The organism is Glycomyces buryatensis (assembly GCF_004912275.1).
Taxonomy (GTDB): domain Bacteria; phylum Actinomycetota; class Actinomycetes; order Mycobacteriales; family Micromonosporaceae; genus Glycomyces; species Glycomyces buryatensis.
Genome location: NZ_STGY01000004.1, coordinates 165,545 through 176,730, shown reverse-complemented (window position 1 = coordinate 176,730; position 11,186 = coordinate 165,545). Strand labels below are relative to the sequence as shown.

12 protein-coding genes are annotated in these 11,186 nt (G+C 69.4%); 3 read left to right on the top strand and 9 right to left on the bottom strand.

Going from position 1 to position 11,186, the window contains the following annotated elements:
• Positions 1 to 144: 144 nt before the first annotated feature.
• Positions 145 to 606 carry a VOC family protein gene (locus FAB82_RS01825; protein ID WP_136532826.1) on the top strand — a complete coding sequence of 154 codons (462 nt, stop codon included), beginning with the start codon at positions 145 to 147 and terminating at the stop codon, positions 604 to 606.
• A 24-nt stretch (positions 607 to 630) separates the two neighbouring features.
• Here FAB82_RS01825 and FAB82_RS01820 read toward each other — a convergent pair whose 3' ends face one another.
• Positions 631 to 1,305, bottom strand: coding sequence for a hypothetical protein (locus FAB82_RS01820; RefSeq protein WP_136532825.1), 675 nt, complete (start codon positions 1,303 to 1,305; stop codon positions 631 to 633).
• Positions 1,306 to 1,472: 167 nt separating this feature from the next.
• Here FAB82_RS01820 and FAB82_RS01815 point away from each other — a divergent pair, with 167 nt between their 5' ends.
• A complete protein-coding gene (locus FAB82_RS01815; RefSeq protein ID WP_136532824.1) occupies positions 1,473 to 3,902 on the top strand; it encodes an AfsR/SARP family transcriptional regulator in 2,430 nt (809 codons plus the stop codon).
• A gap of 17 nt (positions 3,903 to 3,919) precedes the next feature.
• On the opposite strand, the gene FAB82_RS01810 is transcribed toward FAB82_RS01815, so the two are convergent.
• The 7 genes from FAB82_RS01810 to mqnB form a co-directional block, all read right to left on the bottom strand.
• Positions 3,920 to 4,936, bottom strand: a complete 1,017-nt coding sequence (locus tag FAB82_RS01810; protein WP_136532823.1) for a hypothetical protein — start codon at positions 4,934 to 4,936, stop codon at positions 3,920 to 3,922.
• Between the two features lie 460 nt (positions 4,937 to 5,396).
• Positions 5,397 to 5,630, bottom strand: coding sequence for a hypothetical protein (locus tag FAB82_RS01805; protein ID WP_136532822.1), 234 nt, complete (start codon positions 5,628 to 5,630; stop codon positions 5,397 to 5,399).
• 10 nt (positions 5,631 to 5,640) lie between these two features.
• Entirely contained in the window at positions 5,641 to 6,099 is a 459-nt protein-coding gene (yidD, locus tag FAB82_RS28755) for a membrane protein insertion efficiency factor YidD (protein ID WP_211116311.1), read from the bottom strand.
• Between the two features lie 333 nt (positions 6,100 to 6,432).
• Positions 6,433 to 7,284 carry an ATP-dependent sacrificial sulfur transferase LarE gene (gene larE / locus FAB82_RS01795; protein ID WP_136532821.1) on the bottom strand — a complete coding sequence of 284 codons (852 nt, stop codon included), beginning with the start codon at positions 7,282 to 7,284 and terminating at the stop codon, positions 6,433 to 6,435.
• Positions 7,285 to 7,649: 365 nt separating this feature from the next.
• The gene (locus tag FAB82_RS28490; protein ID WP_136532820.1) at positions 7,650 to 8,054 is read right to left on the bottom strand and encodes a cold-shock protein; all 405 of its coding nucleotides are present in this window, start codon (positions 8,052 to 8,054) and stop codon (positions 7,650 to 7,652) included.
• Positions 8,055 to 8,261: 207 nt separating this feature from the next.
• Positions 8,262 to 9,068, bottom strand: coding sequence for a 1,4-dihydroxy-6-naphtoate synthase (locus tag FAB82_RS01785; RefSeq protein ID WP_136532839.1), 807 nt, complete (start codon positions 9,066 to 9,068; stop codon positions 8,262 to 8,264).
• Between the two features lie 40 nt (positions 9,069 to 9,108).
• Positions 9,109 to 9,723 carry a futalosine hydrolase gene (gene mqnB, locus FAB82_RS01780; protein ID WP_136532819.1) on the bottom strand — a complete coding sequence of 205 codons (615 nt, stop codon included), beginning with the start codon at positions 9,721 to 9,723 and terminating at the stop codon, positions 9,109 to 9,111.
• Positions 9,724 to 9,834: 111 nt separating this feature from the next.
• Here mqnB and FAB82_RS01775 point away from each other — a divergent pair, with 111 nt between their 5' ends.
• Positions 9,835 to 10,620, top strand: a complete 786-nt coding sequence (locus tag FAB82_RS01775; RefSeq protein ID WP_211116310.1) for a DUF3027 domain-containing protein — start codon at positions 9,835 to 9,837, stop codon at positions 10,618 to 10,620.
• A 69-nt stretch (positions 10,621 to 10,689) separates the two neighbouring features.
• On the opposite strand, the gene FAB82_RS01770 is transcribed toward FAB82_RS01775, so the two are convergent.
• Positions 10,690 to 11,052 (bottom strand): DUF2530 domain-containing protein, encoded by a 363-nt coding sequence (locus FAB82_RS01770; RefSeq protein ID WP_246039410.1) that lies wholly within the window; start codon positions 11,050 to 11,052, stop codon positions 10,690 to 10,692.
• Positions 11,053 to 11,186: the final 134 nt, after the last annotated feature.

The following is an 11,186-nucleotide window of genomic DNA, read 5'->3' as shown; positions in this document are numbered from 1 at the left end:
AGCACATCACGCACACCACAAGCCCACCAACAAAAACTTTCCACCTGTGGATAACTCCGACGGGAATCGATTCGTCCTGTGGATAACCCCGATGCGAGTTGACGCTCTCATAGGAGGCGAGCTATAGGCGGTAGCGTCGCGGGCATGGAGACTCCGGTCAGTGGGACCTTGCATCATGTTGAGCTGTGGGTGCCCGATCTCGATCGGGCTGTCGCTTCTCTCGGATGGTTGCTTGAGCGCATGGGCTATGTGCGCCATCAAGACTGGGAAGCCGGACGCAGCTGGCGGCTCGGGCCCACCTACCTGGTGGTGGAGCAGTCTCCCGCCCTAACCGGTGACCGGCACGACCGGTGCGCACCGGGACTGAACCATCTCGCGTTCCATGTTGGTGACGACACCAAGGTGGAACAGCTGGCCGTCGAGGCCACCGGTCATGGTTGGACGCTGATGTTCGCCGATTCGCATCCGTTCGCCGGCGGCGACAAGCACTACGCCGCCTACCTGGAGAACCAGGACGGCTTCGAGGTTGAGATCGTCGCCATGGCGATGGCTTCGATCGACACGGCGTCGAAGGCCGCCACCGACACCTCCCGCCGGTTGCAGTGAGCTGCCGGCACCGTCCGGTCTCGCCTAGCCGAAGACCCGCTCGGCCAGCTCGGACAGACGGGTGGCGGCCCGTTCCTGGGCCTTCTTGATCGTCGCCGTGGCTTCTTCGGCGAGAGATTCGCAGTCGTTGTCCAAGGTGGCGTTGGGGACCAGGAACTTGAAGACCGTCAAGCGGCACTCGACGGTCACCTCCGCCGAGCACAGGTCGTCGTCCGTGGTGTGCTCGAACCGTTCGTCGGCGAGCGGCGCGAGCTGCCGGCGGAACTCGGCGACCAGTGGGTCCGGGACCGCGCCCGGGTTCAAATCGGCGGCCGCGCGTTCCAAGCTGCGGGCCGCTTCGGCGCGGGCGGTGTCCGCCGCCGCCCAGGCCTCGCCGATTGCTTCGCCCACAATGGGATTGCTCAGACGGTCGATCGTCGGACTGAAAGCCAGCGCCACCAGCCCACCGGTGTGATCCAAGCGCACCCACGCGATCCGCTCCGGGTCGGTGCCGTCGTAGCCGGTCTGGGTCAGCTCCTCGATGAGCGCGCCCGCGCGCTCGGCCCGCCGTTGCGCCGCCTCGTGCGCCTCGCGGTTCGGCGCCGCCTCCAGCGCGCGCAGGGCCGAGTCCCGCGCACCGGACGCGGGCAACCGCCCGGCCGCGGCGCGGCTGTCGGCGAGGCGGTTCTCGTAGTCGTCGGGGACGGGGGAACGGTCCATCGGTCTTCCTCTCCTGCGCGCGAAAGCGATCCAGGAAACTGTCGCTCTGCCCCTCCCCGATCCGTCCCCGATCGGTCACGGGCCGCCCAAAGCGCGTACACCACCGACCGCTCCCCCTTGTGGGACACTGGAAGCCCGTGCTCCCCCCGTCAGAAAGCCGACCCACTATGACGACCCTCGACGTGCGGCTCCTCGGGCCCCTGGAGGTCCGGATCGACGGCGAACCGGCGGCCATCCACGGGAACAACGCCCGCAAGCTCCTCGCGATCCTCCTCGACGAGGCGAACCGGTCGGTCCCCATCGACGGGATCGTTCGGGGCGTTTGGGAGGACGAGTTCCCCGAGCGGCCCATCCGCGCCGCCCGCAACCTCGTGTCCGACCTCCGAAGGGACCTGCGCCCGTTCGGCGACCGCATCGCCATCACCGACGGCGGCGAAGCCTACGTCTGCCGCATCGACCCCGGCGAGCTCGACGTGCTGCGCTGCAAGGAACACCAGCGCCGCGCCGCCGCGCTCCGAGCCACCGGCGACCTCGACGGGGCCGCCCAGGAGCTGCGCGCCGCCCTCGCCGCATGGCGCGGACGGGCCCTCTCCGGCGTCCCCGGTCGCCTGGTCGAAGCCATTGCGCGCGGCCTCGACGGGGACAAGCTCGCCCTGCTCGAGCAGTTCTTCGACGTCGAGATCGAACTCGGCCGCCACCAAGACGTGCTCCCCGAGCTGCGCGGGGTCGTCGCCAAGCACGCGACCCGCCAGCGTTTCGCCGCCCAGCTCATGCGCTCCCTCCATGCCTGTGGCCGTTCCGTCGAGGCCCTCGAACACTATGAGTCCGTGAGGGAGCACCTGGCCGACAGCCTCGGCGTCGACCCCGACCCCGAACTGCGCGCCGTCCACCTCGAGATCCTCAGGGCCGACAGCTCCGCCGAGCCCGACGCGGGCGAGGCGACTCCCGCGGGCGGGATCGCCATCGCCCCCTCCACGCTCCCGCCCACCACCGCCCGCTTCACCGGCCGCGACGAGCAGATCCGCGCGCTCGACCAGGCCCTCGACGCCAGTGCCAGTGCCGCCGGTTCCGCCGTCATCTCGGGCATGGGCGGGGTCGGGAAGACCACGCTGGCCGTGCACTGGGCGCACCGCGTCGCCGCCGAGTTCCCCGACGGACGCCTCTATTTCAACCTGCGCGGCTTCGACCCGTCCGCGCCCGAGACCGGCCCTGGCCCGGCGCTCGGTGCCGCGCTGCGCGCGCTCGGCGTCGAGCAGCACCGGATTCCCGCCGACGTCGAGGACCAGACCGGGCTCTACCGGACCCTCCTGGAGGGACGGAAGGTCCTGGTCGTGCTCGACAATGTGCGCGACACCCGCCAGGCGCGTCCGCTCCTGCCGGCTTCGCCCGGCAGTTTCACTGTCATCACCTCGCGCGACCCGCTGGTCGGCCTCATCATGGGTGGGGCCGCGCCGATCCCGTTGCAGGAGTTGACGTCGGACGAGTCGCAGCAGCTGCTGTCGGGATTCCTCCCGGGCGGGAAGATCGATGCCGGCTCCCGCACCGCGGGGCGGATCTTGCGGATCTGCGGTGGGCTTCCGCTGGCGTTGTCCCTGGTCGGCGCCTGGGCAGCCGCCCATCCGAGCGCTTCGCTGGTGTCGCTGGCCGAGCGGCTCGAATCGACCAGCAATATTCTTAACGTCTTCTCCGACAAGGGATCCTCCCTCGATCTGCGGACCGTGTTCGCCTGCTCCTACCAGGAACTGGGGCCTCGCGCCGCCGCCGCGTTCCGGCTGCTTGGGCTCCACCCCGGGCCCGACATCACCGCGTCCGCAATGGCGAGTCTGGCTGCGATCGCGCCCGATCAGGCCGCCGAGACCCTGCGCGAACTTGCCGACGCCCATTTGGTCGAGGAGCACCGGCCCGGCCGCTACACCATGCACGATCTGCTGCGCGCCTACGCCGTCGACCGGCTCGAAACCGGAGTCGCCCAGGCGGAGCGGAGTATCGCCGCGCGGCGGATGGTCGAGCATTACACGCACACCGCGGCCGAAGCCGGCCGCCTGCTCGCCCTCTACCGCGAGAGCCTCGACTTCGGCGAACCCGCGGGCGGGGTGCGGATGGAGACCGTCCGGGACGCGCGCGCCGCGCGATCGTGGTTCGCGGCCGAGTACCAGGTCCTGCGCGGGCTCGTCCAGCTCCGGTCCGACGAGGCGGACCTTGAGCACGAACCCGATTCCGATCCCGAGCTCGACGAGCGGATCTGGCAGCTCGCCTGGTGCCTGGCCGAATACATGATGGTCAGGCACCGCGGCGACGACCTGATGGCGGCCCAGTCGGCGGCGCTGAATGCGGCCAGGCGGGTCGGGAACGTGCGCGCCGAGGTCGTCTCGCTCGGCTATCTGGCCGGGGCGCTGCGGCTCATGGGAGAGGAAGCTGCCGCGAGCAAGCGCATCGACCGTGCGGTGGCGCTGGCCGAGCAGCACGGCGAAGCGTGGGCGAAGGCCTTCGTGCTCGGCATTGTGTCCGTCTACTCGGGACGTACGGGTGGCGGTGTAGGTGAAGACGGCGGGCCCGGACCCGTTGCCGAGTCCGGGCCCGAAAACTCAGTGCCCTAGGGGTTCTTGAACACCCTTTAGGCCGACTCGGCGTCGAAGACGGTGGCCAGGAGCGCTTCGACGGCCGCGTCGTAGGAGTCCGTGCCCGACTCGGCGACGCTGGCGACCCCGATGAAGCCGTTCACGCCGTCGACGTCGACCACCAGAATCGCGGTGTCCTCATAGGAGTCATCGACTCCTTCGACCGACTCCCACGAGTTGCGCATCTCCACCAGCATCGCGGGGTGTCCGTCGACCTCGGTCTCGGTCAACGTCGCATCGCCCGCCTCGTAGCCGGTGGCGCCGGTGAACGACGTCGACGCCCATACCGACATCGCCTCGATGGCGCTGGTCTCCAGGTCGGCCGGGTCGTAGACGGCGTAAGCACTCGAATAGACCCCGACGCCGAAGAACGAGATCCAGTCGTCGGTGTGCTGGAGGGCGTAGGCCTCCGCGTCGCCCATCGGGTCCGCGGCCGAGCCGGCCTCGAGATACAGCTCCCATTCATCGCCCGGAATCGGCGTCAAGGCGCCCAGCGAGCCTACGGTCAGGTTCTCCCCGTCCGAAGGCGGCGGCTCCGCCTGCTCGTCCTCGCCGGTCGGCTCCTCGCCTTCGCCGTCCTGGTCGGGCTCCGCCTGCGACGTGGAGTCCTCGCCGGCGGTCGTGGTGCCCTGCTCGGGGTCGCCGAGCAGGAAGTAGCCGCCGATCGCGCCGGCTGCCATCAATACGACGACGATGCCCACGAGGAGAAGGGTGCCCTTGCCGCCCTTGGACTGCGCCTGCACCGGTGGTGGACCGAACTGGCCGCCGTAAGGGTCGAAGCCCTGCTGTGGGCCGTAGCCTTGCTGCTGGCCGTAGCCCTGTGCCGGGTCGAAGCCCGGCTGGCCGGGATAGGCCTGCGTCTGCGCTGGTTGCGTGTACTGCGGCGCGGTCGGCTGGGGGCCGTGGTCCGCGCCCGCCTGGCCCGGGACGTAGCCGCCCGCGGGCGGCTGCTGCGAGCCTGGCTGCGAAGGGCCGTACTGGCCGTCGGGAGTGCCCTGCGGGGGGTATGTCATGAACCGATCGTATCCGGCATGGACGAGGGCTGTCGTCGTCCGCTTTGCTGAGAAAACTCTCAACTAAGCCGGGACGGGTGCCGCGCCCGCCCCGGATCCAGGGATCTCAAACTACCCCTTAGTATTCCCGGCTTGTCAAGGTCACAACCGTGACTGACCTGTTCGCCGACCTTGATCATTCCCGAAGACGGGCGCCGCCGACCGGGCCGCGAGGCCCGGGAGGCGAGCTCGTCGTCGGTGGGTTCGAGGGCGGCGGGCCGGTCGGTGTCCTCGCAGGCGGTGAGCGCGGCGGCGGACGCCGCCGCACCCGCTGCGAGCATGGTTCTGCGCCGCATTGCGGATCCTCCACAGGGCAGTGATGAGGACATGAGGGGGGAATCCTCATGTGCGCAAGAACGTACAAATTGTGAAATGTTCTTACAAGATTTCAGAAAGGACTTGCGGCGACGCCTAGAGGTTCCTAGTGGCGCTCGTCGTCCAGGATGCGCGGGGCGACCGGCTTCGAAGACTCGAAGTACAGGCTCGACACCGGCAGCGGGAAGTTGGAATTGCCGAAGGGGGAAGGGCCGCCGATGCGGCCGGAGGTGAACTCGCCGACCTCCAGGTGGCCGGGCTTGACGGTGCGGCTGCGGGTCTTCTGCTCGACCTGCTTCTTGCCGTTCGTGGCCTGGTCGATTCGCTTCGCGTCACTCATGACCCGGATCTTAACGGGCGGCTCTGGGAGCGGGCACCGGATCATGGGTGCCCGGGGTCACGCCGGGACGGCAGCGCAGCACGCGGGCGGTCGCGAGTCGGGTGCCGGTCCACAGTCCGTAGCGGGCGACGGCGCGGTAGCCGTAGCCCGAGCAGCTGGGGACGTACCTGCACTGCACCGAGACTCGGGGGGATAGCCAGCGACGGTAGGCGGCGATGGCCCTCAGACCGAAGCGTCTCGGTAGCGGGCGGTGACTACGGTGGGCACGGTCGAGCCGCTCGGGGGTGAGGCGGGCGAAGCCGAACACTCCGGCGGCGAGGGCGTGGAACGGCCCGGGGTCGGAGGTGCCGCCGCAGGCCGCCGAGCAGGTGTTGCAGGGGCCGCCGGGATTGCATGAGGCCTCCAGCGGGGTACCGCATCCGGTCGAGCAACCCGATTGAGCGGCGCTGGAGAAGGCCGACGGGTCCACATTGCTCCTTTCATACGGTTATGGAACAAATACACCATTATCAGGGAATTGTCAGGTCCGGCTCAGGGGCCGTCCAGTCTCGTATTCGACGGTGTACACCTCGGGGAATGAGGGGTTCCCGAGGGGTTATGGACCCGGTGAGGCGGTCTTTCGGACTCATCCTCCACTGACGATCGCCGCTGGCCCGTCTCACCGGGCAAAATCCGACCGAGGGTCGGACCCTCCGGATATGCAGGGTCGGACCCTCCGCGTACGTTTGGAAACGGGGGACCTCCCGTCGTGCAAAGCGGGCATTCCTCCGCGAGTCCCTCTCGCTGCGATGAGCCCTCGGGTTCAGCGGTACCGCTCGGGGTTCGGCAGCAGCTCGTTCATCGCCCCGGAGCGAAAGCCGCGCTCGTCGAGGCGCACCTCGGCGAAGCCCTTCACCGCGCCGAGCAGATCCTTTCGGGCGGCGACCGTCTCCACCAGTTCGGCGTCGATCTCGACCTTCGCCACCTCACCGCCCAGATCCCGCACCCGCAGGTTCCGCACCGGCAGGCCCGCGCCCGCGAGGGCGGCGCGCAACGCCGCCTCGGCCTCGGACACGCGATGCAGCCCGTCCGCCGTCACCTCGGTGCCGTAAGCGATCCGACTGGACAGGCACGCCGCCGCCGGTTTATCCCAAGTGGACAAATTCCACGTCTTGGAGGTCGCGCGGATCTCGGCCTTGGTCAGGCCCGCGTCGGCCAGCGGCGTGATGGCTCCGGCCCGGGAGGCGGCGCGGATGCCGGGCCGGAACCCGGCCACGGTGTCATCGGCGTTGGTGCCGGTCGCGACGTTCGCGATCCCGCGCGATTCGGCCAGCGGGCCCAGCACGCTCATGAGCTCGGTCTTGCAGAAGAAGCAGCGGTCGCCGGCGTTGCGGCGGTAGCCCTCTCGGGAGAGCTCGTCGGTGGTCGGCGAGTGGTGGGCGACCCCGAGTTCGGCGGCGAAGTCCCGCGCGAGTTCGAGTTCGGTGCGCGGCAGGGAGGGCGAGATCGCGGTGGCGGCCTCGACCCGGATCGGTCCGAGCGCGCGGACGGCGGCGGCCAGCAGGAACGCCGAGTCGGCGCCGCCGGAGAAGGCGACCAGGAGTGAGGGAAGCGAGGCGAGTCGGTCGAGCAGCGCGTCGATGCCGGTGGTGGCGCGGGAAGCCTGTGAGGTCACCCCACCGAGACTAGCCCGGTCCGGGCCCCGGGATGATTTGGAGGGATATTCCGGATATGCGAATCGGAAGCTCCCCCATCACAAACCTATGTCGAGGGTCCGACACGAACGCCGGATTTCGGCGAGGGCATCCGCAAGCGCGCGAACGAGAGTCGGACGCGATGGAAGCTGCCGGATGCGGGACGCCCCCGCGTGCGACCGAAGCTGCCTCCACGGCCGACAGCGAGATCGACAACTGGGAAGGGTGCCCCGCGCGTGACCGAAGGTGCGCGAGGGGCCGGACGGCTTCGAGTCGAGGAAGTCGGACTTCACACGGCCGAGTGCCCAGCGGCAACCGAGGTTCTCGGCCGCCGCACCGCGGAGTCTCAGGCGAGGTCGTCCGCTACTGCTCGCAGCAGTTCCGCGATCTTCGCGCTGGTCTTGCGGTCTGGGCGCCTTCCGCGGGAGAGCGGGGGCATGACCTGCTGTTCGAGGACGCCGATCATGTCCTGCAGCAGGGAGTTGAGTTCTTCGGGCGAGCGTTTGGGTTTCTCCGGAGCCGCCGCCGCGCCGGGGGGCGTCGCGGGCCCGGCCACGAGGTGGAGGCCCATCGCCTGCACGCCACGGCGGGTGTCGATGATGCTGTACTCGACCTTCTGGCCCTTCGCGAGCTCTTCGACGTCGTCAGGGAGCGCGTCGCGGTGGACGAACACGTCCTTGCCGCCATCGTCTCTGGAGACGAAACCGAATCCCTTCTCGGCGTCGAACCATTTCACTCGACCACTGGGCACCGCTGAACCTCGAACTTCTCTCCGTCTGTGCACTGCTGGGTTCCGTCAAGCCTAGCTTGAGGCGCATCGCGCCAAATGGTCCATCCTGGTGAGGCCGCCGGCGCGAGCGGTGACCACTGCTCGTCATAACCCCGGCGTACGTTTGCGACGGGGGGTCCTCGGGCCGCGCATATCCGGAAAATCCCGCTAAGTCGGCGCCGCCTCGCCTCACAGGTACTCGATCGTCGCTTTCGGAACCAGTCCCAGTCCGGCCGCGCCGCCGAGCAGGCGTTCGACCGCGGACCGGCCGTCCTCGCCCAGATCGCGCGAGAACTCGTTGACATACAGCTCGATGTGCTTGCGGCACACTTCTTCCGACATCTCCTGCGCGTGTTCGGCCACATATTCCCGGCTCGCTTCCGGGTGAGCCCATGCGTAGTCCAGCGAGGCCCGGATCGTCTCCGTGATCGCCGCGCCGTCCAGCCCGGCCTTCGCCACGATCGCGCCCAGCGGGATCGGGAAGCCGGTGGTGCCCTCCCACCATTCGCCGAGGTCCACCAGGCTCTCCAGCCCCATGTCGCGGTAGGTGAACCGCGCTTCGTGGATGACCAGGCCCAGGTCGTAGCGACCCTCGCGCACTGCCGGCATGATCTGGTCGAACGGGACGACCTCGATCTCGACGTCCTCGGTTCCCAGCTCGTCCATCCAGAGCCGCAGCAGCAGGAACGCGGTGCTGCGGTCCGAGGGGACCGCGATCCGCGCGCCGTCGAGTTTCCGTCGGCCGCTCGAAATCACCAGCGGCCCGCATCCGCGCCCCAGCGCCCCGCCGGCCGGCAGCAGTCGCCACTCCTCGCCGAGGTACGGCAGCGCCGCGTAGGAGACCTTTGCGACGTCGAACTCGCCCCGCGCGCAGGCGGTGTTGGTGACGTCGATGTCCGCGAACGTCAGCCGCGTCGCCGGTCCGTCGACCAGCCCGGAGGTCCAAGCGTGGTAGATGAACGTGTCGTTCGGGCACGGCGAATGCGCCAAGTGGATTGCTGACACTTGATCGAAACTCCCGTTCACGGTTCTCGGCTCACAGTTCCCGGATCGCGCCGGTCAGCGACTTCAGCGCCGAGGGCCAGTCCCAGCCCGCGACGTCGCGGTCGCCGACGAAGTTCGACACGGTGCGGATCTCGGCGAACGGCAGTCCGGCCTGCTGGGCGGCCGTGGCCACGCCGAAGCCCTCCATCGCCTCGCCGATCGCCTCGGGGTAGCGGTGGGCCAGGTTCGCGGCCAGCCCGTCGGAGCCGGTGATCGACGCGAGCGTCAGGATCTCCCCGCGCACGCCCTCGACCGCGACGGTCAGGACCGTATTGCAACCGATCCGGTTCGTGCCGAAGCCGAGCTCGTCGATCGGCTGGAACCGCCACGGCAGCGCCACGCCCAGTTCCGCGGCGACCGAGTCAGTGCCGATGAGGACGTCGCCGATCTTGGCGCGCCCTTCGAAGGCCCCGCAGATCCCGGCGTTGACGACCACGTCGTAGGCGCGCCCCATGGTGTTGTTCTCGGCGATGGTCCGCGCGGTGGACGCGGCCGCGGCGGCGGGCCCGACCCCGCAGACGAGGACGTCGAGTTCGTGCTGGAGCGTCCGGCCGGCCTCGACGGCCTCGGCCTCCTCGGGGACGGCGCACACGACGAGTATTCGCATGGACTTAAACGTACCGGGTGTGAAGACGCCGCAGGCCTGGGCGGGCGTCGCCTTGCGCACACCCGGCACCGTCGCTCGATGCGCCCGATCCACTGGCCTATCCTTGGAAACGTGCCTGAGAGCTCTACTGCCACCGCCATCGCGAAGACCCGGACGCGCAAACCGCGACTCGACAAGGTCTGCGCGGACGCCGACGAGCTCGCCCGCGAGGCCGCCGAGGAGGCCGGAGACGGCATCGGCGAGCACCTTTCGGTGGAGGCCGAGGACGAGCGAGTCGTCACCCACTACTTCGAATGCACCCTCCCGGGCTACCGGGGCTGGCGCTGGGCCGTCGTGCTCAGCCGCGTCCCCCGCGCCCGCGTCGCCACCGTCTCCGAGACCGCGCTCCTGCCGGGCCCCGACGCGCTCCGCGCACCCGCGTGGGTCCCGTGGGCCGACCGCCTGGAGGCCGGCGAGGTCGGCACCGGCGAGGTCCTGCCGACCGACGAGGACGACGACCGCCTCATGCCCGCGTACACCTACTCCGAGGACGACGCGGTCGAGGACATCGCCTACGAGCTGGGCGTCGGTCGCGAGCGCGTCATGAACCGCTTCGGTCGCACCGAGGCCGCGCAGCGCTGGTACGAGGGCGACCGCGGCCCGACCGCGCCGATTGCCGAGGCCGCGCCCGCGTCGGCCCGCTGCGGCACCTGCGGGTTCTTCCTGCCGCTGGCCGGCTCGATGCGATCCGCCTTCGGCGCCTGCGCGAACCTGTACTCCTCCGAAGACGCGCGGGTCGTCTCGGCCGACCACGGCTGCGGCGCCCACTCCCAGATCGCCGAGTTCGTGGACACCACCCCGCAGGGCGTGGTCCAGTCCGAGACGGTCTACGACGATGAGGGCTCCGAGGTCCTCTAGCCCGTCCGTCGCCCACCACCACCCGAACCCGAGTGAACACTTGCCTGTTCGGTCCGGTCCGAGCGGCGCTCAGGCGTGCTGCGCGTCCCCGGCGTCGGAACCGTCGGTCGCTTCCGGTTCTTCATCGGACGAACGGAAGTGCCTGCGATCGAAGACCGCCATCACGGCGGTGCCGAAGATGCCGAGGGCCACACCGGCGAGCGCGCAAGCACCCCACCATGCCCTCCCCGAATCGGCCAATTCGCTCTGGAAGAGTTGCGTCAAAATCAGTGCGATCGTCCACAGCAGAGTCCCGGTGGCCGCGATCGGGGTCATGCGCAGCCGCACCGCTTCGGGTGCGGGAAGCTCCGGCGAGCGTTTGACCCGCTGGAACGCTTCTTTGGGCGTTCCCGAAGCCGCGGGCGAGGTTTCGGAATCTTCGTCGGACGGCACGTTCGCCAATGTACTCTGCGGCGGGCGTAGCGACAATCGGTAATGCCGCAATAGCGCCTCGAAGGGACGAATCCTTCGCTATATCGTCCCCCGCCGGTGGTGGTCCGCCGGTAGGGTTGGGCGTACGCTCGGAT